The sequence below is a fragment of the Lactobacillus sp. ESL0230 genome, from assembly GCF_003692805.1.
Lineage (GTDB): Bacteria > Bacillota > Bacilli > Lactobacillales > Lactobacillaceae > Lactobacillus > Lactobacillus bombicola.
Genome location: NZ_REHI01000006.1, coordinates 859,113 through 885,882 on the forward strand (window position 1 = coordinate 859,113; position 26,770 = coordinate 885,882).

25 protein-coding genes and 1 tRNA gene are annotated in these 26,770 nt (G+C 34.4%); 7 read left to right on the forward strand and 19 right to left on the reverse strand.

The window, feature by feature from the left end; genetic code table 11:
- Nucleotides 1–6 precede the first annotated feature (6 nt).
- Both F5ESL0230_RS05960 and F5ESL0230_RS05965 read right to left on the reverse strand, forming a co-directional pair.
- Nucleotides 7–357 (reverse strand): YlbF family regulator, encoded by a 351-nt coding sequence (locus F5ESL0230_RS05960; protein WP_122021995.1) that lies wholly within the window; start codon nucleotides 355–357, stop codon nucleotides 7–9.
- A gap of 15 nt (nucleotides 358–372) precedes the next feature.
- A complete protein-coding gene (locus tag F5ESL0230_RS05965; protein WP_122021996.1) occupies nucleotides 373–2,430 on the reverse strand; it encodes a PBP1A family penicillin-binding protein in 2,058 nt (685 codons plus the stop codon).
- A gap of 87 nt (nucleotides 2,431–2,517) precedes the next feature.
- Between F5ESL0230_RS05965 and F5ESL0230_RS05970 the strand changes: the two genes are divergently transcribed.
- Nucleotides 2,518–3,387, forward strand: coding sequence for an RluA family pseudouridine synthase (locus F5ESL0230_RS05970; protein WP_122021997.1), 870 nt, complete (start codon nucleotides 2,518–2,520; stop codon nucleotides 3,385–3,387).
- 31 nt (nucleotides 3,388–3,418) lie between these two features.
- On the opposite strand, the gene F5ESL0230_RS05975 is transcribed toward F5ESL0230_RS05970, so the two are convergent.
- Nucleotides 3,419–3,829 carry a MerR family transcriptional regulator gene (locus F5ESL0230_RS05975; protein ID WP_122021998.1) on the reverse strand — a complete coding sequence of 137 codons (411 nt, stop codon included), beginning with the start codon at nucleotides 3,827–3,829 and terminating at the stop codon, nucleotides 3,419–3,421.
- Nucleotides 3,830–3,917: 88 nt separating this feature from the next.
- Between F5ESL0230_RS05975 and F5ESL0230_RS05980 the strand changes: the two genes are divergently transcribed.
- Together F5ESL0230_RS05980 and F5ESL0230_RS05985 are read left to right on the forward strand one after the other, a co-directional pair.
- Nucleotides 3,918–4,529, forward strand: coding sequence for an NAD(P)H-binding protein (locus tag F5ESL0230_RS05980; RefSeq protein ID WP_122021999.1), 612 nt, complete (start codon nucleotides 3,918–3,920; stop codon nucleotides 4,527–4,529).
- Nucleotides 4,530–4,543: 14 nt separating this feature from the next.
- Nucleotides 4,544–5,365 carry an SDR family oxidoreductase gene (locus tag F5ESL0230_RS05985; RefSeq protein ID WP_122022000.1) on the forward strand — a complete coding sequence of 274 codons (822 nt, stop codon included), beginning with the start codon at nucleotides 4,544–4,546 and terminating at the stop codon, nucleotides 5,363–5,365.
- A gap of 63 nt (nucleotides 5,366–5,428) precedes the next feature.
- Here the strand turns inward: F5ESL0230_RS05985 and F5ESL0230_RS05990 are convergent, their stop codons facing one another.
- Nucleotides 5,429–6,343: a proline-specific peptidase family protein gene (locus F5ESL0230_RS05990; protein ID WP_118896364.1), complete on the reverse strand. Its 915-nt coding sequence runs from the start codon at nucleotides 6,341–6,343 to the stop codon at nucleotides 5,429–5,431.
- 11 nt (nucleotides 6,344–6,354) lie between these two features.
- Complete coding sequence (locus F5ESL0230_RS05995; RefSeq protein ID WP_122022001.1) at nucleotides 6,355–8,121, reverse strand: oligopeptide ABC transporter substrate-binding protein; 1,767 nt, start codon at nucleotides 8,119–8,121, stop codon at nucleotides 6,355–6,357.
- A 164-nt stretch (nucleotides 8,122–8,285) separates the two neighbouring features.
- Here F5ESL0230_RS05995 and F5ESL0230_RS06000 point away from each other — a divergent pair, with 164 nt between their 5' ends.
- Nucleotides 8,286–9,656: a serine hydrolase gene (locus F5ESL0230_RS06000; RefSeq protein WP_122022002.1), complete on the forward strand. Its 1,371-nt coding sequence runs from the start codon at nucleotides 8,286–8,288 to the stop codon at nucleotides 9,654–9,656.
- Nucleotides 9,657–9,954: 298 nt separating this feature from the next.
- Here F5ESL0230_RS06000 and F5ESL0230_RS06005 read toward each other — a convergent pair whose 3' ends face one another.
- The 8 genes from F5ESL0230_RS06005 to F5ESL0230_RS06040 form a co-directional block, all read right to left on the reverse strand.
- Nucleotides 9,955–10,821 carry an ROK family protein gene (locus tag F5ESL0230_RS06005; RefSeq protein WP_122022003.1) on the reverse strand — a complete coding sequence of 289 codons (867 nt, stop codon included), beginning with the start codon at nucleotides 10,819–10,821 and terminating at the stop codon, nucleotides 9,955–9,957.
- 57 nt (nucleotides 10,822–10,878) lie between these two features.
- Entirely contained in the window at nucleotides 10,879–11,778 is a 900-nt protein-coding gene (locus F5ESL0230_RS06010; protein WP_122022004.1) for a ketose-bisphosphate aldolase, read from the reverse strand.
- Between the two features lie 92 nt (nucleotides 11,779–11,870).
- Complete coding sequence (locus F5ESL0230_RS06015) at nucleotides 11,871–12,914, reverse strand: PTS fructose transporter subunit IIC (protein WP_233551655.1); 1,044 nt, start codon at nucleotides 12,912–12,914, stop codon at nucleotides 11,871–11,873.
- An 80-nt stretch (nucleotides 12,915–12,994) separates the two neighbouring features.
- Complete coding sequence (locus tag F5ESL0230_RS06020) at nucleotides 12,995–13,324, reverse strand: PTS fructose transporter subunit IIB (RefSeq protein ID WP_122022006.1); 330 nt, start codon at nucleotides 13,322–13,324, stop codon at nucleotides 12,995–12,997.
- 16 nt (nucleotides 13,325–13,340) lie between these two features.
- Nucleotides 13,341–13,808 carry a PTS sugar transporter subunit IIA gene (locus tag F5ESL0230_RS06025; protein ID WP_122022007.1) on the reverse strand — a complete coding sequence of 156 codons (468 nt, stop codon included), beginning with the start codon at nucleotides 13,806–13,808 and terminating at the stop codon, nucleotides 13,341–13,343.
- A gap of 12 nt (nucleotides 13,809–13,820) precedes the next feature.
- The gene (locus tag F5ESL0230_RS06030) at nucleotides 13,821–14,276 is read right to left on the reverse strand and encodes a PTS sugar transporter subunit IIA (protein ID WP_122022008.1); all 456 of its coding nucleotides are present in this window, start codon (nucleotides 14,274–14,276) and stop codon (nucleotides 13,821–13,823) included.
- Nucleotides 14,239–15,729 carry a PRD domain-containing protein gene (locus F5ESL0230_RS06035; RefSeq protein ID WP_122022009.1) on the reverse strand — a complete coding sequence of 497 codons (1,491 nt, stop codon included), beginning with the start codon at nucleotides 15,727–15,729 and terminating at the stop codon, nucleotides 14,239–14,241. Before F5ESL0230_RS06035 ends, F5ESL0230_RS06030 begins: the two co-directional genes overlap by 38 nt.
- A 277-nt stretch (nucleotides 15,730–16,006) precedes the next feature.
- Nucleotides 16,007–16,870, reverse strand: coding sequence for an aldo/keto reductase (locus F5ESL0230_RS06040; protein WP_122022010.1), 864 nt, complete (start codon nucleotides 16,868–16,870; stop codon nucleotides 16,007–16,009).
- 145 nt (nucleotides 16,871–17,015) lie between these two features.
- Between F5ESL0230_RS06040 and F5ESL0230_RS06045 the strand changes: the two genes are divergently transcribed.
- Nucleotides 17,016–17,585: a histidine phosphatase family protein gene (locus F5ESL0230_RS06045; protein ID WP_369931593.1), complete on the forward strand. Its 570-nt coding sequence runs from the start codon at nucleotides 17,016–17,018 to the stop codon at nucleotides 17,583–17,585.
- Nucleotides 17,586–17,681: 96 nt separating this feature from the next.
- Here F5ESL0230_RS06045 and F5ESL0230_RS06050 read toward each other — a convergent pair whose 3' ends face one another.
- The gene (locus F5ESL0230_RS06050) at nucleotides 17,682–19,487 is read right to left on the reverse strand and encodes an FAD-binding protein (RefSeq protein ID WP_122022012.1); all 1,806 of its coding nucleotides are present in this window, start codon (nucleotides 19,485–19,487) and stop codon (nucleotides 17,682–17,684) included.
- A 118-nt stretch (nucleotides 19,488–19,605) separates the two neighbouring features.
- Here F5ESL0230_RS06050 and F5ESL0230_RS06055 point away from each other — a divergent pair, with 118 nt between their 5' ends.
- Nucleotides 19,606–20,526, forward strand: coding sequence for a LysR family transcriptional regulator (locus F5ESL0230_RS06055; protein ID WP_122022013.1), 921 nt, complete (start codon nucleotides 19,606–19,608; stop codon nucleotides 20,524–20,526).
- A gap of 166 nt (nucleotides 20,527–20,692) precedes the next feature.
- On the opposite strand, the gene fba is transcribed toward F5ESL0230_RS06055, so the two are convergent.
- The 5 genes from fba to F5ESL0230_RS06080 all read right to left on the reverse strand — a co-directional run bounded on the left by fba (nucleotide 20,693) and on the right by F5ESL0230_RS06080 (nucleotide 26,483).
- Nucleotides 20,693–21,607: a class II fructose-1,6-bisphosphate aldolase gene (fba, locus tag F5ESL0230_RS06060; protein WP_118896372.1), complete on the reverse strand. Its 915-nt coding sequence runs from the start codon at nucleotides 21,605–21,607 to the stop codon at nucleotides 20,693–20,695.
- 105 nt (nucleotides 21,608–21,712) lie between these two features.
- Nucleotides 21,713–23,398 (reverse strand): arginine--tRNA ligase, encoded by a 1,686-nt coding sequence (argS, locus tag F5ESL0230_RS06065; RefSeq protein WP_122022014.1) that lies wholly within the window; start codon nucleotides 23,396–23,398, stop codon nucleotides 21,713–21,715.
- A gap of 250 nt (nucleotides 23,399–23,648) precedes the next feature.
- The gene (locus F5ESL0230_RS06070; protein ID WP_122022015.1) at nucleotides 23,649–24,290 is read right to left on the reverse strand and encodes a L,D-transpeptidase; all 642 of its coding nucleotides are present in this window, start codon (nucleotides 24,288–24,290) and stop codon (nucleotides 23,649–23,651) included.
- A gap of 61 nt (nucleotides 24,291–24,351) precedes the next feature.
- A complete protein-coding gene (locus tag F5ESL0230_RS06075; RefSeq protein ID WP_122022016.1) occupies nucleotides 24,352–25,194 on the reverse strand; it encodes an NAD(P)H-hydrate dehydratase in 843 nt (280 codons plus the stop codon).
- Between the two features lie 5 nt (nucleotides 25,195–25,199).
- Nucleotides 25,200–26,483 (reverse strand): serine hydrolase, encoded by a 1,284-nt coding sequence (locus F5ESL0230_RS06080; RefSeq protein ID WP_369931600.1) that lies wholly within the window; start codon nucleotides 26,481–26,483, stop codon nucleotides 25,200–25,202.
- A gap of 98 nt (nucleotides 26,484–26,581) precedes the next feature.
- Here F5ESL0230_RS06080 and F5ESL0230_RS06085 point away from each other — a divergent pair.
- Nucleotides 26,582–26,665 (forward strand) — tRNA-Leu (locus F5ESL0230_RS06085).
- The last annotated feature ends 105 nt before the right edge of the window (nucleotides 26,666–26,770 follow it).

Sequence of the window (26,770 nt, forward strand, 5' to 3'; positions counted from 1 at the left end):
TTACTACTAATTTCTAAGACCTTCGTAAAGATCATTAATTGGTTTAGTAATTACTTTTTGAATGTCATCGACTGTTTTATATAAGCCTTGTTCAACTTGTAGTAATTTTAAAATTTGTGAGTTTTTTTGAACTTGCTCATTTAAATTTTGATAATTTTCTTGTAATTCTGGTGATAGCTCTTTTCCTTGAGATTGAGTGCTAATAATTTCACTCTGCAACTTATCCATTTGCTTAAATAAGGATAAGCTTTCCTCATCACTCTTGACTTCAGCAATTGCCTTTTCTAAAGCTTTAAATTCATCAATTTGTTGTAAATCACTAGCCAATTGATTAGCTGAATCATAAATATTTATCATAGTAATCCTCCTAAGTTAGTGGCCGAAAAGACCTTTGACATCATTATACCATTCATTAAGTTTTTGACTTGCCGATCCAATACTTTTTTCAATTTTATTACTAAAGCCACTAGTCCAATCTGAACTAGCACCATTATTTTTAATAATTTGACTAGGTGCTTTTTCAATAAACTGATTCTGCGCGGTATATGGTAAAATTCCTTCCATCTCAGCTTTATAAAGCCGAGTTATTCCTGTTTCAGAGACACCGCGCATAAAGTGCTTTTTATTTGTTCGATCAAACCCAACCCAAGTGGCAATAACAACATCAGGCGTATATCCAACAATCCACTGATCCTTAGTCCCAAAGCCATAAGAATTGGGAACCTCTGTCGAACCAGTTTTACCCGCCACCCGGTAACCAGCAGGTTGCGCTGATGCACCAGTACCATTAGCAAATACACCTAAAAGCATCGTTGTCATTTCTTTAGCCGTATTTTCTGAAATTATACGATGATGCCCGTAATTGTGATTTTCTGCAATTACATTACCACTGGCATCAGTAATCTTAGTAATAAAAAATGAGCTATCAGGCAAATTACCTTTATTGGCAAAAGCCGAGTATGCCCGTGCCATTTGGACTGGCGAAACTCCAGTTGACAATCCTCCTAAAGCCAGCGCTAAATTTTGATCTTCTTTTGGTATTTTTATACCAAAATTATTTGCGGACTGAACACCCTTAGCCACACCAATTCGATCAAGTAACCAAACAGCTGGCACATTTTTACTTTGAGCCAAGGCGACAAACATGGGAATTTTATCGGAATAGCCATTATCAACATTATGTGGTTGATAACCATTACGCCCAAAACGTTGTAATTTGTTGGATAACAAGGAGTCATAATGATAGTCTTGTTGTAATGCTGGAGCATAAGTAACGATTGGCTTAATTGATGATCCTGGCTGTCTTTTCATTTGCGTGGCACGATTATAACCGCGAAAGACATGCTCATTTCGCCCACCAATTACGGCTCTAACAGCACCTGAAGTAGGATCCATTACCACACTGGCTGCTTGTGTTTTAGTGCCGTCAGCTGCATTAGGTGGAAAAAGCCAATCTTGAGCAAATTTTGCTTGAAGTTGCTTTTGATAATTTTGATTTAAAGAGGTATATATCTTTAAACCTTTATTCATCACATCTTCTTCTTTTAACCCATAGCGACTGATTGCTTCATTTACAACTGCATCAAAGAAATAGGGATAGCGATAACCATCTTGATTATGGTAGGTGTCACGCAAATTCAAACCTTGACTCTGCTCAACTTTAGCTTGCTGAGCAGTAAGTTTGTTATTTTGCACCATTAAATCTAAAACAACATTGCGGCGCGCAAGCGAGTATGACATATGATCAATTGGATTATACTGGCTAGGGTTTCTCAAAATTCCCGCAAGAGTTGCTCCTTCTCCTGGTGTTAGTTGACTTGCATTTTTACCAAAATATTTTTGACTAGCATCTTGCACACCCCAAACACCATTACCAAAATATGCTTTATTAAGATACATCGTTAAAATATCTTTTTTTGAATAGACATGGTTAATTTCCACAGCAAAAAAAAGTTCTTCGATTTTCCGTGAAAAAGTCTGCTTTTGCGTTAAAAGCGCATTTTTAGCTAGTTGCTGCGTAATCGTTGAACCACCACCAGCAATTTGTCCACGATGGGCAATCAGTCCTAAGGCAGCTCTAGCCATGCCTTTAATACTGAAACCAGGGTTTTGCCAAAAAGTTCTATCCTCAGTAGAAATGACTGCGTTCTTGACATTTGCCGAAATTTTATTATATTCAACAAAGGTGCCTTTTTGAGAATAGAGCGACCCTGCCTTTTGATTTTTATAGTCATAAATTGCTGTAGTGGTCGACAAAGAGGCCTTTAAGTTAGAAATATTTGAAGTTTTAACCTTGACGGTATAATAAGCACAAACCAAAAGAGTTAAGCTGAGCACGATTAAAATTAACCAGCGTCCGATAAAAAATCGATTATCAAATCGATTCCAGAGGACTTTTAGTCCCCTTTTTTTTGGTTCATTATTTTCCATTAGACAATGCTCCTTTTAGAAACAATTGAAATTGTATCATATCCAAAACTATTATTTATATTTAAAAAGAAGATTTAATAAATATTTATGAGCTATTATTTTACACTTACCTATCCGCCCAATCTTGCCCCTTGCTCAATAAGCAATCTGTTACGCTATTTGTTAATACCTCGAAAATGGCGTCATTTTTTACGAACAGAACAAAAAATATTAATTAATGGCCATTATCGCTATTTTAATCAACTTGTTTTGCCAAATGAAAAAATAGAATTGCAACTTGATCATGTTGATTCCCTGCAAGGAGTATATCCACCGAGTGGGCGTTTGCCAGATGTAGTTTATGAAGACCATGATCTGTTAATAATAAATAAGCCTACGGGACAAAAGACTCATCCCAATTTACACGAAACAGATACGGCGTTAAACGATTGTACAACTTATTTAAAGAACACGCCCTTTATTGTACACCGTTTAGATATGCTGACCAATGGCTTACTACTAATAGCTAAAAATCCAGCCGTTGTCCCCATCCTAAATAGAGAATTAGCTCAAAAAATTTTCCACCGAGAATATTTAGCGATTGTTGATCATGCCCAAAATTTACGCAATGTTGGGACAATTAATTTACCAATTGGTCACGACCCACTCGACCAACGTAAACGTAAGATTCGCAATGATGGCTTAGTTTCTATAACTAATTATCAAGTTTTGCAGCGTTACGCTAACAATTCGGCTTTAGTCAAACTAAAGCTAGAAACTGGTCGAACGCATCAAATTCGTGTTCATCTAGCTGCACTAGGCAGTCCAATCATTGGTGATCCACTTTACAATCCAGAATTTACCGGTAGTGAGTCACTTCAGCTAACAGCTTACCAAGTATCCTTAACTAAGCCATTTTCTTTTGAGCAGATTAAGGTTACTTTGCCTTTTAGCAAAATTAATTTAATTAATAACTAAAAGAGTTGGATCAATTATTGACCCAACTTTTTTACTTACTTTTTACAGCAATATTTGACGGCTCATAGGAATCAGGCTGTTTTTTTTGCATTATTTCAGCGTAATGATTTACTTTGCGGTTAATTGTTGCTAAATGTTGTTTTAACTCCGAAATTTCGGCAAGAGTATCTTGCTGCTGCCTAAGCATAATCTGGTACCGTTCAGGGACTGTTTGTTCACCTTGTTGTACTAATTCTAAATAATGCCGAATATTTTTTAAAGGCATCCCAGTTTCACGAAGACAGACAACAATTTGTAGCCACTCGATATCCACATCATCAAATAGGCGATTATTATTTTGGTCCCGTTTAACAAAGGGGATCAAACCATTATCATCATAATATCTTATTGTATAAGGAGTTAATCCCATTTTGTGTGCTACTTCTTGAACTGAATAAGTCATTGTTTCACCTCTTCATAAAAAAGTATTGCATTCGAGCTACTATAAGGAGCTAAAATGATTTTAAATCAAATTAGAAAGGAATTCAATTTTGATGAAAGTATTAATAATTGGTGCCAGTGGATCGATTGGTCAAGTTACTCGGCAATATTTTTTGCAACATTCTAATGATACGCTAACTTTGATGGCACGACATACCCAAAATTTGCAGTTAAGCCTTGATTCTACAAGAGAACAAATAATTACTGGTGATGCGCTCAATCAAACACAATTACAAGTGGCACTAGAAAACCAAGACGTTGTTTTTGTGGCAGTCAGTGGTGCAATTAAACAAATCGCACAAATCTTAGTTAAACAAATGCCACTTTTCCATTTGAATCGGTTGATTTTTATTACGTCAATGGGGATTTATAATGAAATTCCTGCGGCTATTGACCCAAAAGGCAATTTAATAACTAACCCAATTTTAACGCCCTACCGCAAAGCAGCTGATATAATTGAAAGTTCCAGCCTTAATTACACTATTATTCGGCCCGGCTGGTTTGACAACGGAAATGATACTGCTTACCAGCTCACACAAAAGGGAGAACCTTTTGGTGGATATGATGTTTCCCGCTTAAGCATTGCTGATTTGGTATTAAGACTAGTTCATGATCCTAATTTAGGTAGAAGGAAAAGTTTAGGAATTAATCGGATTAATTAAAGGAGTTATCAATAATGAAAAAACAGGTAATGTTAGTCATTGGTGCCGGCCAAATCAGTCAGGCCATCGCCCGGCGCTTAGGTGCCGAGTATACAATTGTTGTAGGTGACAAAAATTTTAACCATGCCCAAAAAATTGCTCAAACGTTATTAGAAGCTGGTTTTGATGCCAAACCAACTACAATGGACTTAGCTTCACGAACTTCAATACGCAAGACAATCGCTTTTGCTCAAACTTTTGGTAAAATTGCCGCTCTAGTCAATGGAGCTGGGCTATCTCCTAGTCAAGCCAGTATTGAAGATATCTTGCAAGTTGACTTATATGGTACCGCAGTTTTACTTGAAGAAGTTGGTAAAGTGATTACTGATAATGGTGTGGGGGTAATCATTTCTAGTCAATCAGGTCATCGCATGCCTGCCCTAACTCCTACACAAGACAAAGCCTTGGCAATGACTCCAACTGAAAATTTATTAGCTTTAGATTTTCTACAACCGGAAAAAATTACAGATACTCTCAAGGCCTATCAACTTGCCAAACGTTGCAATGAAAAGCGAGTGATGGCTGAAGCAATTAATTGGGCTCAACGAGGAGCGCGACTTAATGCAATTGCTCCCGGAATTATTGTAACGCCGCTGGCCTTAGATGAATTTAATGGACCGCGCGGTGATTTTTATAAAAAAATGTTTGCCCAATCACCTGCTGGTCGACCAGGAACTGCTGATGAAGTTGCCAATGTAGCTCAACTATTAATGAGCCCACAAGGTGCTTTTATTACTGGAGCAACATTTTTAATTGATGGTGGTGCCACTGCTAACTATTTTTACGGTCAAAAATAACTACAACAAAAGAGTGTTTCATAACAAATCGACTATTATGAAACACTCTTTTTTTAAACTAACTTAGTCACCTTGAAAAGTCCCATCTTCTACTTCACGAATAAAATCGGCAAGATGCTTGTAATATACTTCAGGATTATCAACCATATGGTGGTGACCAGCATTAGGTGTTGTCACTAAGCGAGAATTAGGTATTTCTTGCTGCATAATTTTAGCTGTTTCTAATGGCATCGTATCCTCTTCACCAAAAGTTAGCAAAGTTGGCATAGTTATTTGTTTTAAATATTTTCTAAAATGCCAGTCTTTTAATTTACCGGTTACTACAAACTCATTATCGCCTTGAAAGGCATGATAGACAGGCAAGCCGCCTATCCGCTTAAGATGATATAGCTTGCACGGCTGCCGCCGATCAAGAAAGTTAATGTTCAAAATTTGTACGTCTTCTTGATAACGCTGGTTTTGATAATCATTATTAGCTTCACATTCACGCATGAAATCTATTTCACTTTGTGGAAAAATTTGCTGGCGGCGCCGATTAATTGATGCAATATAGTCGTCGGTGTCATCAACCATTGATGAAATAATGGTTCCCTTAAGATGTTGTCCGTATTTAACAGCGTACTCTTGCGCTAGTAAACCACCCCAACTTTGACCAATTAAATAAAAATTATCTAACCCTAGCTTTGCTCTAACCTCATCAACTTCATCAAGGAAATATTCATAAGTTAGATATTTTTCAGCAATTTTGGGATCTTCATAATCTGGCTGATCAGAGTATAGCGAGCCTAGTTGATCATACATTGTTACTTGTACTTTTAGACCTTGTTTAGCCAATTGATCAGCTGCATCTTCCCAATACTCATGATTTCCACCAGGTCCGCCATGTAAGGCTAAAAGATGAATATTACCCTCACCTTGCGTACTTGTCCATAAATGATAGCCATTATCAAGTGTAATAATTTTGCTTCCTGTTCTCATCAATAGCTCCTTTATTTCACATAACCTACGTTATACCATAGTGGTTGACCACTATTATTTTTGGATGGTTTAAAGGAGTATCCAGTTATTTGATTATTGACTGCTGTAATCTGATATGAATTGTAAATTGGAATATAATACGCTTCTTCATTCATATATCTTTGCCATTCATGAAACTTTTGCACCCGATACTTATGGTTAAAGGCTTTTTGTGAATTCATGTCCTCAAGCAATTTAGTATTCTTTGCCGTTACAAAACGGCCCATATTAAATGGTGCTGACTCACTATAGTATGACTGTGGCGACGGTTCCGATGGCATCGACCAGCCTCCAATATACATATCAATTCCTTTATCATCATGCTGAAGTTTGTCATAGAATGAATTATGCTCAATTAAACGACCAGTTGCTAATTGGACATTCAACCCAATTTTCTTCCATTGCTGAATATAATTTTGCGTAATTGGTTCTTGCGTAGCATCCCCACTCATTGCTGCTATTTTTATGGTCAATGGTTTGCCATTAGGTTGAGTACGCCACTTGCCCTTTTTCTTAAAACCAGCTTTATCTAAAATATCATTTGCTTTTTTCAAACTATAAGGAAAACCTTTTGCATCCTTATCAAAAAAGTCACCAAACTTAGAAGGAATTAATGTAGTTACTCTAAAGGATAATGAACTGGTGTAATGTTTATTAACTTCATCAACATTCATTGCATAGCCAATCGCTTGTCTTAACGCCTTATTGTTCATTTTAGCATTTGGATTTTCGACATTCCTATTTAACTTATTATCCCATTTACCAACCTTAAATCCTAAATAACGATAGCTTAAAGGTATTTGTGCCACAAAATTAACATCTTTTGTATTTTTAACTTGATCCCATTGAGTATTAATAACTTGAATTACATCAAATTTGTGACTTTTAATTGCTTGAGTCGCAGAATTCGGTGAAACAACTGAAATTACGATTTTGTCTAATTTTGGCTTTCCACGCCAATAATGTTCATTGGGTACCCAAGTAGCTGATTGACCACGAACTAATTTAGCCAATTTAAACGCGCCAAAGAATAATGGATTTTTTCGAATTTGATCAGATGATTTTAATTTAGAAAATGGAATATTCTTTAAATAATGATACGGCTCAACTGATGACCACAAATATCGGTTACCGGCATTATACATAGTTGGACTTAAATGCGAGAAGTGCAGTACAATTTTTCGACCATTTTCACCATCAGGCATTTCAATTCCAGAAATATTTTTTGCCTTGCCTTCATGATATTCTTTTAGACCCTTTAAGATTTCAAATTGGTTAGTATATCTTGGGCACATTGTCTCTTTGTTAGCTAAAATTTCATATGCATATTCATAATCTTTAGCTACTACTTGTTTACCATCAGACCATTTAACTCCCTTTTTTATATTAATAGTAGCTGTGTTATTTTTTAAATTTAATTTTAAGGTTGCTGGACCCTTATCATTTATTTTGTAATGATCATCACTATCAAATAACGTCTCTTGCCCTGGTGCCCCAACTTGTGCATCCACATCTTCAGAAGATAATTCATTAGAGAAGATGCCAGAAAAAGGGGTATCTGTTTCTACTGCAATCTTAACTACTCCTCCTTGCTTTGGTGTTTTTATAGGTGTTTCCACGGGAAATTTAGCAACTGTTTTGGTTTCATTTTTAGTAGCATTATTCTTACCACAACCGGCTAAAGTCATGGCAGCCATGCTTAAAATACCTAAAGAAGCTAATATATTTTCTCTTTTCATTGTAATTTTTCACTTCCATTTAAATTTTATTTAATTATTATAATAAATATATCATATTAATACATTTAATTCATTATTTAATAAAAAATATTTAATTGTTTTTTATTAAGGAGTAAAATATTAGTTAAAGATTTGCTTATAAGCATCTATATAAAGGAGTAAAAATGGATAATAGCAAAATTAATCACTTAGCAGAAACAATGATTTCTAAATTTAACTTACCCAGTCTGGGAATTGGAATTTATCATGCCAATGATCGCTATAGTCAAGTTTACGGTGCAGCCGAACAAAATAGTTTGTATCCACTAGCATCTATTTCAAAAACATTTCTAGCAACCGCAATCTGCCAATTAGCTGATCAGGGAAAAATCAACCTAGATGATCCATTAAAGAAATACTGGACTGATTTCAAATTAATTGATAAACAGGCCGAAAATCATTTAACCTTTAGAGACGCTCTCAGTCATCAAAGTGGGCTCCCTGCTCATGATCTGATGCGTTTTACCAATATGAACAAAAATGACCTTTCTTTAAAGGAAAAAGCTGAACATGTGGGCTACTTAGAACCCAATCATGAATTACGATACAAAATGCAATATAGTAATTTAATTTATGCAGTAGCTACTTATGCAATGGAACAGGCAATTGGACAAGATTATGGTGCTTATGAACGGGAAAATTTGCTTAAACCACTGCGACTGAATAATACTTTTATTAATCATCATGAAGCACCTCAAGCACGAATTGTAAAACCCTTTATTCGCGATAATAATCTTACTCAAGAAGTACCTTTTATTGCACCAGGTAAAGTTGGTGGCGCTAGCAGCATGTTAGCCACAATTGCAGATTTACTCACTTGGGCTGAATTTCAATTGAAAACTCAAAAAACCACTTCAACTGAGATTACGGCGCAACGGTACTTACCACAGTCAATCATGGCCCCTAGTCGCAATTATGGTGGGGCTAACTTTGCTGCCTACGGTCTAGGCATGATGATGGAAGATTATCGGGGACACAAGTATTTCTATCACAGTGGTTCTTATATTGGATATTGTTCATTCTTAGGCTTTGTCCCTGATTTTGACTTAGCCTTTGTGTTTACAACCAATTTGGACTCAACTGATGCTATTTTTGCATTGGCCTATCAAACAATTGACGAAGTAATGGGTATAAATGATACCGATTGGGCAGATAAAGTAAGTAAAATTATGGCAAATAAAGTCACTACGCATGAATCTCACTTAGCCAAGCTAAAAGGAAATGCATCCCACCGATTTAATACTATTCAAGCATATTGTGGTGACTATTATCACCCCGGTTATGGACTACTGACAGTTAGTGATGATAATGGTTACTTAGTAGTTAAAATCGGCAAATGGAATTATCCGGTCATTGTTAATGATCGCGCTGAAATGTTTGTTGAAGAAAGACTATACCAGCATGAACTATTACCAATTCAATTTAAAGCAAATAAAATTTTACTTATGACTGAGCCAGCATTAAATAAGCCGACAATTTTTAAAAAACAAGTTTAAATTTAAAAGAGATTATTAAGTACTTTTAGGGACTAACTTCTAATATTTGATTAGAGCTAGTCTTTTTAATTTGATCTTGTCTATTTTTGCTTGTAATCAATATGATTTTACTTATTTTAAAAATATTATTTAGAATTTAAGTTGCTATCAAAATAAAAACTCTCTGACTTTAAATTTAAATCAGAGAGTTAACATTATGTGTATTAATATAGACTTTAATTAATCATATTTGAAATAACAACTATTTGATTTTAGATAGTGAATCTTTTACAGCCAGCTTCGGCACCAATCATGTAATCTATATCGCTAGTACTTCTTTTGCTAACAAAAGACAACCTATTGTACCCGCATCATTACCAAGTTTTGCATGAACAATAAATTTATCAAGTGAAGTGGTTTCAAGATATTGTCCGACCATTTTTTTATATTCATAACGAATTTTGGGAAATAATTGTTCTTGATTTGACACGCCTCCGCCAAAAATAATTCTCTCAGGTGACAAAATCATTGTTGCATTGACACATGCTTGGGCAAGATAATATGCTTCCATGTCCCACTGTTTACTACTTTTAGATAAATTTTCAGCTTTTGTGCCTACTCTTTTTTCAATTGCAGGACCACTAGCCAAACTCTCTAAGCAATCGTAATGATAAATACAAGTTCCTTCAGTATGATCGTACTGATTTCTAACCACTAAAATGTGTCCCATTTCTGAATGGGTTACTCCATTTAAGATTTTACCATTGCATATTGCGCCTGCCCCAATACCAGTACCTACAGTCCAATAAATAATATTTTTAAGTCCTTTACCAGCACCTAGTTTATACTCTCCATATGCAGCAGCATTCACATCTGTTGTCCAAAATACAGGTACACTGATATGGGACTGTATTTTTTCTAAAAAGGGATAATTTACCCATCCTTTTTTTGGAGTTGCTAATATTTTTCCATAATTTTCACATCCTTCACTCATTCCTATTGGTCCAAAGCATCCTATTCCAATCGCATCTGGCTGGTTTTTTTGAAAAAAATGATAAATTTTTGACATAGTTTCATCTGGTACAGTAGTTAGAATTCTAGTTTTAGCAATAATATTTAGTTTTTTATCACTAACTGAACAAACAAACTTTGTTCCTCCAGCTTCAATTGATCCTAATTTTATCATTAACTATTCCTTTATAAATCAAAATAAAAAGCTTGAACTCTCTCTTTTTTATTAAAGCTAGATTTTATCTGCACGCCAAGGATCAATTCCTTCATACAATTTAGCTTTGCCAATAGCATCAAACAATTTATTTTTATGATGTACAACTTTCTTTGCTGATTTAATTGCCTCCGGGAACAAATTATTAGGGTCCCACCCATCATCTTCAGATAAAATTTTACGAGCCTTTTCAAAAAACGCATGCTTGTAATCAGAAGAAATATTTACCTTGCTAATTCCATTTTTAACAGCTTCTACAATTTGTTCATCTGGGTTTGATGAACCACCATGCAAAACTAAAGGAGTATCTGGAACAGCCTTAACAATATCTTTCAAAATATCAATTCTAATTTTGGGTGTAACATCTGAAGGATAAATACCATGGCTGGTACCAATACCAACAGCTAATGTGTCAACGCCTGTTTCTTCAACAAACTTTTGTGCTTCTTCAGGAGTGGTGTAAATTCCTTCTTTTTTATGCCCTTCAACGTGGACACCGGTCTGACCAATTGTTCCAACTTCACCTTCAACCGACACACCTACTCTATGAGCCATTTCTACCGTTTCTTTAGTTAAAGCAACATTAGTATCCCATTCCTCAGCAGATAAATCGATCATTACCGAACTGAATCCATCATGAATTGCACGTACTGCACTGTTAACGGAGTCGCCATGGTCAAGATGAAGTACAATAGGAATTTTACTGTCACGAATTCTAGTTAATACGTAACTAATAAAATCATCCTTGCAGTAACGTAATTCAGTTGGATGAATCATGATAATTGCAGGTGCATAGTCTGCTTCACACTGTTCGATGGCAATACGCATTAATTCTAAGTTTGAAACGTTATATGCACCTACTGCAAAATTATTTTTTCTAGCTATTTCCATTAACTGGTTCATATTTACTAAAGTCATTATTTTATCTCCTTAATTAACTTTTTTATTTAATATTTGTTTTTGAATATTTCCTCGAAACATTTTGTGGTCCATTTATCACATCCTTAAAGCTATTGAAGATTAATTCCTGACAAGTCTACGTTAGTCTCATTCTCGTCATCAGTTTGCGTGGTTCCGCTAACTTCGGCATCTTTTAAAGACTTTTTAAAAATAGCTAACAAAATTCCTGTTATAAGTGAACCAACAATTAAAGCAATTATTGCAACCACTGGTTTTGACATTGCAGGAATTACGAAAATTCCTCCAGAAGGAACTGGACTTTCATTTCCCCAAGCATAGCTGATCATTCCGGTAATACCACAACCAATCCAGGTACATGGTAAAGTTCTTAACAAGTCGTTCATTGCAATTGGTATGACGCCTTCAGTGATCATACAACAGCCCATTGGAAAAGCAACTTCAATTGTTTCAACTTCTTGCTTAGTATAAATTTTCTTATGGAAAAGTTTAGCTAACAAGTATGACATCGTAATTCCAAATGGTGGAACCATTGCTGCTAAAACTTTTATTCCTTCTGGACCTTTAATTCCGTCTAGTAGTAGCCCATCACAGATTAAATTAGGAATCTTACTAATTGCCCCACCAAAGTCAGCACATCCAATTAGACCAATTAAAAAACCATATAATGCTCGTTGAGAGCGATCCAAACCGGTTATAAAATGATTCAATGCTTTAGTTGCAACTGTGAGTGGATTACCTAATAAGAAGAACATAATAAAAGCAGTAAAAATTGCTGTAGCAGTTGGTACAATCAACATTGGCATTAATCCGCTTGCCCACTTTGGAACTTTTATTTTCTTAATTCCTAAAGCAATATAACCAGCGATAAATCCACCGATAATACCGCCTAAAAAGCCTGACCCAAGAAAAGAAGCAATTTGTCCTGATAAAAATCCAGGAGCAATTCCTGGTCGATCAGCGATTGAATAACCAATATAGCCAGCGATAAATGATGGCAATAGCCCCATGCCCAAAACACCAAGTGTTGTCATAGAATTCGGGAAGTTCATCTGAGCCAAAGTATTCACTTGCTTACCACCCATTAAATTACCAATTGCAATAAGTAATCCAGAGGCAACAATTAATGGAAGCATATAAGAAATGGAAGTTAACAAGTGTTTCTTAACGGTAGATCCTGCCTTCTTTGCACCACTAACAAATTTATCCATTTGTATCACGCTTTCTGACTTTTCTTTGCATTAACTTCTTTTTCAATTTTTTCAAGCAATTGCTTAGGCGCTTTCACAACTAATGAAGTACCAACTTTAACAGTTGGTAGATTTTTAAAACGTTCATTTCCAGTGATTGCAATATCAACTGCTAACAATGCAACATCCGCTTCAGCAATTTGCTTAGCAGTCAATTCATTTTCAGTACCAATTGTCCCCTGGGTTTCAATATGAATCTCGTATCCAAGTTCCTTTGCAGCTTTCTCTAATTTAGCCTTTGCCAGATAGGTGTGAGCTATTCCTGATGTACAGGCACATACACAAACAATTTTCATAATAAAAATCATCTCCTTATTTATTACATAAAAGTTGAATCACGTTTTCTTTAGTATTGACATGATGGAGTTTATTGATAAACTCATCGTCTGATAACAAAATTGCTATTTGCTGTAAAAGTTTTAAATGCAATGTACTTGCATCTTGATCTCTTACGGCAAAGAGGATCACAGCGGTTACTGGCTGATCATCAAGTGTTTCCCATGGAATTGGATGATTACTCAATCCAATTGCAATTGTTGTGTTTTTAACGGCTAGTGACTTACCGTGTGGAATCGCAACACCTTGACCAATACCTGTTTCTCCTTCTGTTTCACGTTTAAACACATCTTCAATAAAAACTTGTTTATTATCTACATCATTATCTTGTTTTAAAAGTTCGCTAAGTTCATCGATAACTTCTTCTTTTGTAGTGCCAACTAAATTTAGTTTAATTAAGTTAGGGGACACAATTTTAGCGATGTCTACTTTTTCTTCCGACAAAATTTTCACCTCCTATTTTTCTAAAATATTTATTACCTGCTTGGCAGTTTTCGCTTTGCTAATTTGTGAAACGATATCGTCTTCTGCTAATTTGCTAATAACATGACGTATTTTTTTAAAATTATCATCCTGTTGATTAACTTTTTGAGGAATAACTAAACAAATTAAAATTTTCACTTTTGAGTCATCAAGGCAGTCCCAATCTGCAATGCATTTGTCTGATGTAAAAACATATAACCAAGGTGAAAAATTTTCTTTTAAAATTATATGTGGAAGTGCTAATCCTTGAACTAAAGCAGTATTATTAACTTTCTCTCTACTTTCTAAACTAGCAAGTACTTCATCTGAATCGATTTTCATAATTTTAGCAATAGAAGTGGCTATTTCCTGAAATGTACTTTTTTGATTAGTTATACTGTCATCCTTGCCTTTAAATAGATCTTTTTTTGCTTTGGATTTTTCTAACAACGTTTTTCACCTTTTGCTCATCTTTTTCTGTAAAAAATGCACTTACTAATTCAATGGGAATTTCCCCATGATAATCGATAGGAACAGTACTAATTAATAAATCAACAGTTGGTTGCTTTTTTAAAATTGTTTTAACATCAAAATTTGAAGCTAATCCAATAATTTCAATATCTGGAATACTATTCTTTATTTTGGTTGAAATAATACCAGAAGTACCAATTCCAGTTGTACAAATTACATAGGTCTTAATTTTCGTATTTGATTTATTTTTCTCTTCATAATATTTTGCAAAGTATAGACAGATAAAGCCAATTTCATCATCTGAAATTTTGGGTAAAACAAACTTGCGACTTACTTTTATTGCCGCCATTTTAGTTGCTGCAAAAACTTTAGGGTACTCTAACTTGATATCATTTATTAGGGCATTAGGTAGCAAAACTTTCATTTTCAGTCTACTAATCATCGCTAGAACGTGATCTTTTATCTCGTCTTTAATTGATAATTCAAAACTACAATTTAAGTTTTGCGAAACTTCTTGTATAAAAAAGTCGGTTAATTCTTCTGCTAAATCACAATCATCCAAAACAATTCCATCAAATGAATTAAATCTAGATGTTAGCAAGTATTTAAACAAGTAATAGACTTCCGAGTCTAAATCAGTTCCTGTAACTCCTAAATATTTTTTGATGTTATCAATAATAGTTTTACAAATACTAAAAATTTCAGGATTATTTTTTATTTCTTCTTGCAGGTTGTTTTCTGAGATTATTGACTTATCAACAGATTTATACTTACTAGCTCTAGTTAGTAAAATGTAAATATGAGCAAAAAAATTAATATTATATGGGTATGGTAAAGATCCATTTAAAACACGTAATGCCATTTCAACTTGACTTAATGCAAAATTAAAGTCTTTCTGATAAGGTCGAGATGTATTTTTACGCAAAGTTTCAATATCAGTTAGATTATTAATGTGCAAAACCAACTCGATTAGAGCATTTCTGATATCTTTTTCATTTCCAACTATTTGAATTGATCGCTGCTTACGTTTAAGCTTTAAATTCCATTTTTGGATCTTTTTGCTTATCTGCTTTTCATCATTCCATAAAACTGATTCACTTACATATAAACTATTCACCAAGTCATAAATTTTTACTTCATTTGGTGATGCAAATAGCAACTTGGTTAGCATATTTTCCTGTCTTAAATGTGTTGATGAATCATGATGAAAATTTTGGTTCGCATAATCTAAGTAATTGGAATAATTTAGCTCATAGCCTCGCCCCCTCTGGGAAATAATAATTGGTTTGGGAAACTTTTCATTTAAACTATTGATATGACGTGCAATTGTTTTCTTAGAAACACTTAGCCCACTTGATAGTTCATCGGAAGTTATGAACCGATTATGAACCTTAAGATAATCAATAATTTGTTGACTAATTTCTTTTTGCACTTTTCATCCCTCCCGATACCTATATTTTGCTTTTTATATAAACGAGTAATTAATCAAAAAGTGTCCGTAGTAACTTCTTGCAATGGACATTTATTTAAATTAAGTAGCATAAAAAGCTTTAATTTCATGCTATTTGCGCCCTAATAAAAAAATTTATTGTAATAATCGCTCAACTATTTGGAACAAAAAATAGCCGCATATCCATTTTAATGAATATGCGGCTAAGTTAAATTTGTTATATAAATATGTAATGTAACACTAGAAATATTTCATGTTCTTACAGCTTGCCACCAAAGACCGGAAAATGACTAGCTGAACCGTAATCTAATCCGCTAAGTTGTGCCAAGGATTCCATATCCTCGTCAGTAATTGTAAAATCAATTTCGGCATTTTGCTTAATGTGTTCTAACTGCGCAGCTTTTGGCAATACTACTGTATCAAGCTGCCAATCATATCTAATACACAATTGTGCAACCGAAACATGATATTTTTGCGCCATCTTTACAATTATAGGATTATTTAAAGCCGCTCCATGAGCAACTGGAGAAAAAGACTCAACTATTATGCTATTATTTTGCGAAAAATCAATTAAATCTTTTGGCGTTGCTCCAATATGACACAAAATTTGGTTTACCATCGGTTTAGTGTCACTGTTATCAATTAAGTTTTGTAAATCTTTTTCCTCAAAACTAGAAACACCAATTGCCCGAAGTTTTCCAGCTTTAACAGCATCCTCTAAGGCTCCCCAAGTTTCAAGGTTTCCTTGAAAATGCCGATCCGTTGATTGATTAACTTCTACCCATGGTTGAGGATTATGAATAATCATCATGTCAAGATAATCTAAACCCAGCTTTAGTAAAGTATCATCAATTGATTTTTTGGCTTCAGCATAATTTTTAATTTCGGCTGCTACTTTAGAATTAATAAAAATTTCTTCACGCTTAATTCCAGAATTTTTGACACCTTTCCCAACTCCAGCTTCATTACCATAAGCCTGAGCCGTATCAATGTGACGATAACCCATTTGAATTGCCATTTTAACTACATCTGTGACTTGTTGATTAGATATTTGCCAAGTTCCTAAAGCTAGCTTAGGAATTTTAACACCATTATTTAAAGTTAAGTTTTCATTTAATCTCATAATTTTCCCTCCATTATCTTAGTTTAACCCTTCAATTCAACTTTAAGTCAAGTAAAATTAATCACTTTCATGTTAAAGAACATTGCTTATTTTGCTATTCTTTCGCTACAATAAAGTTTAAACTTAAATAAAAGAGGTATTAATTATGAAATCAATTTATTTAGTCCGCCATGGTCAAACCTTGTTTAATGTTCAGCATAAAATTCAAGGATTTTGTGACTCTCCACTGACAGAACTTGGTATTAAACAGGCCCAAGCTACTAAAAAAGAATATTTTGAAAAACTAAATATACCACTAGATGAAGCCCACAGTTCTACTTCTGAAAGAGCAGTTGATACATTGAAACTAATTACTAATTTGCCATTTAAAGTGCATAAAGATTTACGTGAATGGAATTTTGGTACTTATGAGGGGGAAGGTGAACACCTTAACCCACCGCTGCCATATAATGACTTTTTCGTACAATTTGGTGGTGAATCACAAAGACAATTAACCGAGCGCATCAATCAAGCTATTACAACTATTGTCACAACTTCTACCAAAAAACATATTCTAATCGTTTCTCACGGCGCGGCGATTGCGAATTTTTATAAAAAATGGGCTGCATATAATTCCTTTGAACGTAAAGATCGGATCAAAAATTGTTCCGTTCTTAAATATAATTTTAGTAATGGGGTTTTTCACTTCCAAGAAATATTTAATCCGGATTGTTAATTATAAAAACAGCACTAAGCTATAAGATAGCTTAGTGCTGTTTCACTTATTATTTAACATCCATTTCAATAAAGTTCCTCATTGATGGTCGTTAGGCTATTTTATCTTATTTAAAGCATCATTGACTGCATCTTTTAATCCACGACTTGAACTCGATGCTCCTGATACTGTATCAACATCTACTTTATTTTGCCTTATCATCTCAGCTGGCATCGTCTTAATGGCCTTTAAGCCATAGTCATCAGATTCTGCCTGCTTTAAAACTTCAATATTTTTTAAATTTTTCTCTTCATCCACTGTTACACGAACAACTATTTCGTCACCCATCCCTCGACTAGATCTACCTATGTATTGATTCTTAGTGGTCGGATAATCTTCTTGTTTGAGATCTGAAGTTAGACATACCTCATGTTCTGAAGTACCAGTAGCAATATCCACAGAAGCGTCTCCTTCTTTTCTTTGAGCAGCTTCTTCACCAGCAATTTTACCCCAAATCAAACACTCAGCTAGGTTACCTCCACCTTGATATTGATTTGCGCATAGTCCTCCTAATTCACCTGCTGAATACAAGTGAGGAATTGGTTTCCCTTCTGTATCTAAAACTTCAGCTTTAGTGTTTCTTCTTGGTCCACCTTGAGTATTAAGCACTGTTTGTTCCAAACCAACAGCATAAATCTTTTTACCAGTTAGTGCACAAATCGTTGTCGGATCACGTCGAAATTCTGGATCATTTTGTTCTTTCGCTGATTGATTAAATCGTTTTAACGTATCGCTAAGAATTTCAGGATCAACATCAATTTTTTCAGCTAATTGCTCTATTGAATCTGCAGAAATCACATTTTGAGTATATATCTTGTATTCACCAATAATTTCATCAGCATCAAGTTCTTTCTTTTTTGTTTCATCAAAAATAAGATACGGATGTTCTTGATTTAAGGGCACTTTCCATTGACCATGGTTTTTAATATGTCCATGTCTATTTTCTTCAGCTTCATTGAAATATCGTGTACCGTCATCACCAACAACTAATGCGCTTCCTGTTGAAACAACTTTATTTTGCTGACCAAGGAGTAAACGAGCACGCTCACCTTTTGGCACTGCAAAAGCCATACCATGAAGTAATCCAAGTGCTTCGAAATTATTCATATGCCAAAAATCAGCCCCAACTTCTTGTGACATACGAATACCGTCACCCTTATTATAAAGTGTACCCAATGGTGCTAGATTTTTAGCCCCTAAGTAATCTTCTACCATTTGTTGATTATTTTCGAAACCACCCGTAGCCAGAACAACACCATTTTTTGCTCTGACACAAAGTAACTTCCCATTACGCTTGATAGCAACACCAGTAATTTGATGGCTTTCGTTATCCTGGACTAACTTTTCAGCAGGTGTATTATACAAAACGTCGATTTGATCTTGACGTTTAATTACTTGATCTTTTAAAACTTGCCACAAAGATGCATCAAAATAGCTTTTACGAACAGTTGTGTAGTCATATGATTCAGAGCCCTTTAATTCAGGGTATTCTCGATAAGAGTCACTTAGTTCAGGTGCATATTCTTTTGCACTGCATGGTTTTGTTTCTAAGTATTTAGCAACAAAATTGGGCATATCAATCATTCCCTTAACAAAAGTATCAATCATATCTTCGTCAAGAGACATTGGTGCCGTTAAATTTTGGTAATATTTTTTAGTACTAGCAAAATCGCTTCCTGTACCAATTAATTGAGCTGAATAACGTGTGTTACCACCCTCATGTCCTTCTGGCGCACTATCTACTAAAAGAACCTTTGCACCATTATCTGCAGCAAATCTGGCGGCAACAGCACCAGCACCACCAAAACCTAATACAACGACATCATAAGTTGCATCCCATTTAACTTTTTTTGTATTAATCATAAAATTTCTCCATTTATTAATTAATCTTGCCTACATTTTCATTTAACACTATAATTTAATGTATGTTAAATGCTTAGTTATTAAAATTAATATTACTAAATAGGAATAGGCGCTAAATATGAATAATCGATTACTACTGTTTTTAGAAACCATTGAAACTAGTAATTCTATTTCTGAAGCTGCACAAAAGCTATATTTGACACAGCCATACATTAGTCGCGTTATAAAAAAATATGAACAAAAATATAATGTTATTTTAATTGATAGAAATTCATATCCAATACAAATAACTCCTGCTGGTCATCTTTTAATTAAACACTTGCGTAAAAGTTTACAATTAGAAAGACAATTTGAAGTAGAAGTTCACCAATTCCAAAATAAGCATTTTTCTACTTTACGAATGGGTATTACCCCTCCTTTAGGTCAAAACTTCAACTTAACAATACTACCTAAATTATTAAAAAAATTTCCCGCTTTAAACACCGAAACTATTGAAATAGGCACGATAGAAGCAAAAAAAGCATTTCAGGACTATCAACTAGATTTATTTGTTGGCAATATTATTCATCTTCCTAATACTGAATGTGAACAAATATATACCGATAAACAGGTCTTGGTTTTAAGCAAAAACTCCCATTTATATCATCCTCATAAAAAGGAAATTCAAGTAAGTCCACAAGAATTGCAACAACTTAATCACGAAAATTTTATTGTAGTTGATAGTCAGCAAGGCTATCAAGAAATTGTTGATAATTATTTTTATGAAATGGGAATTAGTTTTTACCCTAAAATTCATGTTCGAGATTCCATCACTGCTCTCAAGCTTGCTGGAAAAGGACTTGGCAATATGTCAACTTGTTTAGAAGCTGTTCAAAATACTTGCTACAGCAATATTAACTACATTAAATTACCTTCTGATAAAGTTAAAATTGACTTTTCTATTACTACCGCTAAAACTAACAAAAGTCTATCACTTGAAATAACCTACGTTAAAAACATATTGAAGAAATTATTCATATCAAATATTCTTGTATATTGATGTTAATTTTAAATAACTATTTAACGCAAGGATATCTGAAAAGGTATTAATTCTGAAGAAAAATATGATGAAATTTTTGTACTACTATTTACACCATTAGATATAAAAAAGGCCAACTCCTTAATCGAGTTAGCCTTTTTTATATATTTTATAAACTAAATAGCAATTATTCTAAGTTTAATGAACTCTTATCAAAAGCAACAGACTTGATTTGGTCATCGATTGATGGGGTACCAAGCCAAGTAATCATTTCCTTCATTGAGTTAGTGATTGCTTCAGTACCAGGAAGAAGAAGCTTACGTGGGTCATAACCCTTGTTAGCCTTATCTTCATCCTTATGAGCTTCAAAGTACTTACGAGTTGCTTCTTGGAAGGCTAATTGGAATTCAGTGTTGATGTTAACCTTTGAAATACCAAGTGAAATAGCCTTCTTAACTTGTTCTTCAGGAATACCTGAACCACCGTGTAATACAAGAGGAACTGAAACTGCATCAGCAATTTCCTTTAACCGATCAAAGTTTAATCCCTTCCAATCACTTGGGTAAACACCATGAATGTTACCGATACCACAAGCAAGCTTGTCAACACCAGCAGCTACAAAGGCTTTAGCGTCTTCAACAGATGCAAGTTCTCCACCTTCTGAACCTTGATTTTCACCAATTTTACCAATTTCAGCTTCAACTGAAATTCCACGTTCATGTGCTAATTTAACAATTTCCTTAGTCTTGGCTAAGTTTTCTTCAGTTGGTAAAGCATGACCATCAAACATAACAGATGAATAGCCAAGAGCAATACATTCTTTAGCTGCTTCAAAGTCACCGTGATCCAAGTTCAAAACAACTGGTACAGAGATTCCCATTGCGTCAATTGAATCTTCAACAATATCCTTAGCTATCTTGTAGCCACCCATATACTTAGCTGCACCCATTGAAACTTGAATTAATACTGGAGTTCTAGTTTCTTCAGCCGCTTGTAAAATTGCACGTGTCCATTCTAAGTTGTTAGTGTTGTATGCACCAACTGCATAGTGGTTCTTACGAGCATCTTTAAAAATTTGGTTACCATTATCTAAATATGCCATTGATAATTTCCTCCTATAAAACTTACAGTCTCATTGTACCGTAATAATTAATTGTTGAACAAGCTTTTAATCAATGTAAGCGTTATTTTTTGAAAATGATTAGTTTTACATTTCTTTAGGAGCATTAACACCTAATAATCTAAGTGCTTCTGTTAAAACAATTGATGTTGCCTGAACTAAAGCTAGACGGGCAATAATTTGCTGATCATCAGTTAAGATTTTTACATTGGCATAGTATTTATTGAATTTTTTGGCTAAATCTAACGAATATTTAGCAATGATTGATGGCTCAAATTTGTCACAACTACGGGCAATTATTCTTGGAAAATCAGCTAAAGCTTTTGCTACGGCAAAAGACCAATCATCATTAAGAGCAATATTATTCAGATTTGACTTTTGCCCTAATTTTGCTGCTTTGCGCAAAACACTTTGGGCACGAGCATTTGTATATTGAACATATGGACCAGTATCTCCTTCAAAACGGACAACTTCTTCTAAATCAAAGTCAAAATTTTCTGTCCGCTCATTTTTTAAATCATGAAAGACAACTGCGCCAACACCAACATCATGAGCAACCTGTTCTTTATGTGCTAAGTCGGGATTTTTTTGTTCAATTTGTTTACCAGCCAAGCTAACAGCATCCTGTAATACTTGATCAAGAAAAATTACGTTACCTTTTCTTGTAGATAATTTCTTGCCATTCTGAGTAATTAAACCAAACGGCACATGGTATATCTCATCTGCCCAGTCATAACCCATCTTTTTCAAAACAGTCTTTAATTCTACAAAGTGATGTGATTGTTCGTTACCAACTACATAAATCATCTTTACAAAATGATAAGTATTCATTCGGTATATTGCAGCAGCTAAATCACGTGTTAAGTAAATACTAGTACCATCAGATTTAACAATCATGGCTGGATTTTCATCTTTACCCATATCAACAACTTGAGCACCTTGAGACTCATGCAAAAGTTTCTTTTGCTTCAATTCATCAATTACTGGTTGCATTTTATCATTGAAAAATGCTTCCCCTTTATATGAATCAAAGGTTACACCTAATTCTTGATATATCCGTTTAAAATCAGCCAAAGAAACTTCACGGAACCATTGCCATAGTTCAACTGCTTCTTGATCTCCTGCCTCAAGTTTTTTAAACCATGATCTGCCTTCATCATCAAGTTCTGGATTCTTTTCCGCTTCTTCATGGAATTTAACATAGTATTTAAACAGACTCATAATCGGATCTTTTTTAACGTCTTCTTCGACACCCCAGTGTTTATATGCCGAAATCAATTTACCAAATTGAGTACCATAATCACCTAAGTGGTTAATTTTAATTGGATTATAACCAACCTTTTTTAAAGTTTCAGCAATTGAATTACCGATCACAGTTGACCGCAAATGACCCATTGACATTGGCTTGGCAATATTAGGGCTAGACATGTCAATAGGTACATTACCTTCACCTAATTTTTGATCACCGTAGTGCTCTTTTTGCGCCAAGACTTCCTGCAAAGTTTGTGTAATTAATTTTTCGTGATTAATTGCAAAATTGACATAAGGGCCAACTGCTTGAATAGTTGAAAAGTCTGCACTTTTGAGATTTGCAGCAATTGATGTGGCAATTTCAACTGGATTTTTGTGTACTATTTTAGCTAAGGCAAAAGCTGGAAAAGCATAGTCACCCATTTTTTCATTTTTCGGTCTTTCAATTAATTGATTAATTTTCTCTTTTGGTAGATCGACTTGACTTGCAACTAGGTCAACTACCTTACTTTTAAAATCCATTTTTACCTCCAAAATAATAAAAAAATCTCTTCCTTCTTTACAAAGGAAGAGACGAGATTTTACCCGCGGTACCACTCTAATTGATACAAAGTATCCGCTTTAACTTTTTTGTTTTATCAGTTAGACACGCCTTCATACACTAATCTAGTTCGTCTTACACCAACGCGAACTCGCTAAGTAGATTAGATGCTTACTACTTCTAACAGCTTCAAAGTGATTATAGCAGGAAAATTTATCTAAGCCAATACTTTTAATTATTTTTGATAATTACTTTCGTACCATAAGGAATATTTTTCATTAACCAATTTGAATCAGAAACACTTAATCGAATGCAACCATGAGAACCTGCCTTAATTCCCAATTTTCTTGCTTCTGTTATATTATATCGACCATTACTTTTTGTCGGTACGGAATGAAAAAGATACTCATCTTTTTCATCCCAGCTAGTCCAATTATTGGCTCCTTCATTTAATTCAGGGTTATAAAATGAGGTGCCACGATTATAGTTAATCTTAAAATTACCAGTAGGAGTTAGCGATTGGCCATTTTTATAAATACCACTACTTGCCAACATTGTATATACTCGCTGACCATCTCGCAAAATATATACTCGATTGCCCTTAAGCGAAACTCTAATTGTTAAATCATTTTCTAATCGCTTAATATTAGGATATCGCTTCATTTCACTTGACTTACGCCAATTATAGGGCCGACGCAAATCTTCAGGGTCTTTATAGGGGCGATAAGAAGCGGCTGTCTTTTTTTTAATTATTGTTTGATGCCTTTGATTTACTTCATTTGCAGTAGGAGGCATAGAAATTCGCGCTAAACTGATAATACCAATTAATATAATCAAACAAATTGTAAGCGGTTTTAAAATATTATTTTTCATTCTGCGTAAACCTCTACTAATTATAATAAACTTTATTCCAGATAATTATTATTTATGTACTCTAATTAGCGTATTTTTTCATTAATTCAGGTAGCAATGCACTAATCCTTGTCGGACGAACTATATAATTGTTACTTGCAAGTTCATCACCTGCTAAAGAATGTAAATAAACTGCTGCTAAGACTGTGTCAATATTTGACCCAAACTGGGCAACAAAACCACCAATTATTCCAGTTAAAGTATCGCCCATTCCACCTACAGCCATTCCAGGGTTCCCGAGTGGATTAAGATAAACATTACCTTTAGCATCATAAATCTTGGTATGATTACTTTTTAAAACCAGAATAGCATTTTCACGAGGAAAAAGAGTCTGTAACGCAGTCAAGTTAGCTTGATCAGCTTGAAACGGAATATGAATTTGACTAAGGCGCTGCCATTCCATTTGATGCGGCGTAAGTACCACTGTGCCTGCACTACTTGGAACTAAGCTATGATCTTGCGCTAGCAAATCTAAAGCACTAGCATCCAAAATTAGAGTTTGTGTTTTAGCAATCGTTTCTTTAATCATAATTAAAATGTTTTGAGCAAACAAACTATTACCCAGACCAGGTCCACATACAATAACATCCATTTTTTTGATTATTTCAGCTAAATTGCGCTGGCGCCAGTCGACATACATTACTTCAGGAAGTCGAGCATGTAAAGCAGCAGCATTGAGCGAATGGGTTACCACGGTTACTAGACCTGCGCCACTATTTAATGCACCTTCTGCTGACATAATGATTGCTCCGCCATAATTTTCATTACCGCCAATAAGTAATATCCGACCAAAATTACCCTTATGTGTATTACTGGAACGTTTTTTAATTACTCTGGTCAGCATTTCTTGTGAAATTTCTATCACTTAAATTATCCCCCAAAAAGCCAACGCCAAAATCTAACTAAAAAGTTAACTCGATCAGTCGCTTCCAAAGCTTTAGCAGGTATTTTTAGACCATTAGGATTGGTCAAAGAAATTAATTTCTCGGGTCCAGCTTCAAAACTATATTCACTGACAACCTGATTTTCTTTCACTGGTGCCTCTACAGCAGTTTGCGTCAAATTCACTTTTAATTTTTGATCGATCGGTACCCAAACTTCACTAGCCTTTTTAATTCCTATGCTAATTTGCTTAGCTTTACCGGAGTTGACTTGTATACCAGTTCTACCCATAATTACTTCATTTTTCCTAAAAATAACCGGATGATAATGCTTGAATATATATTCAAATAACTTACTCGTTTCTTCAAAGCGTGAAGGATCTGTCCCATTAATATGACGTGCTCCCATGACTACTGTTATCAATCTAACTCCCTTATGCTTTGCCGTAGCTATAAAACAAGCACCTGCAGCATCAGTTGTTCCTGTCTTTAAGCCATCAACATTTATTTTTGAATGATATTGCGGCAAAGTTTTCAGCATCCAATTAAAATTAGTCATTGGAGTCTTAAAATTTTGATCAATAAAATTTAATCGCGGCAATTTGGTTGTCTTAATTACAAATGGGTAGTCATTAATCAAATGACGTCCAACAATCGCCATATCCTTGGCTGACATAGTATTTTCAGCATTCTTTGTTGCTTGCGGATAAGCATCTGAACCAACACTTTTGTTTGGTAACCCACAAGTTGTATAAATCTGAGCATCTGTTATGCCCCATTTTTGCAGTTGCTCACGCATCATTTTGACAAAAATAACTTGTGAACCGCTGATTGCTTGGGCTAACATCATTGCTGCACCATTTGCAGATTCAATTAAAGTTGCTTGATAAAGTTGCTTGATAGTATATGAATGACCATAACGTAGCGGTACATTAGAAAAATCACGATTATTTGAAATTGATACAATTTGATGCGTGGGTTGAACAGTAGTTGTCCAAGTGATTTTCTTTTCTTCAATTGCTTTTAGGGTCAAATAAACGGTTACTAATTTTGTCATAGAAGCGATTGGTAAAGGCTGATTAATATTTTGTCCGTATAATAATTGACCGGTTTTGCTATCAATTGCTATCGCCGATTTAACTTTTAAGTTTAACTGATTGTTGCAATAATTATTCGGTAGTTCTTGAGCGATAACTACTTGAGTGGGTACCATTAATCCCCAAACGATTACAAGTACTCCAATTATTTTTTTAATTTTATGCTTCAAAATAATAATCTCCTTTCAAAGCAAAATTTCAATTTATTTCCGTTTTATGCTTACATTTTACCAAATTTTTGGTATTATTATTATTACTAGATTAAAAATATTAGGCCCCGATGGCGGAATTGGCAGACGCGCAGCGTTCAGGTCGCTGTTTAGGTAACTAAGTGAAAGTTCGAATCTTTTTCGGGGCATATAGATTCCAGGTAAAAGTTAAGTGGTTTTTAACTTTTTTATTGCCTAAAAAGATGGCAAGCCAATTAATATTGATAACTATAAATAAAAATCGTTGAGTAATA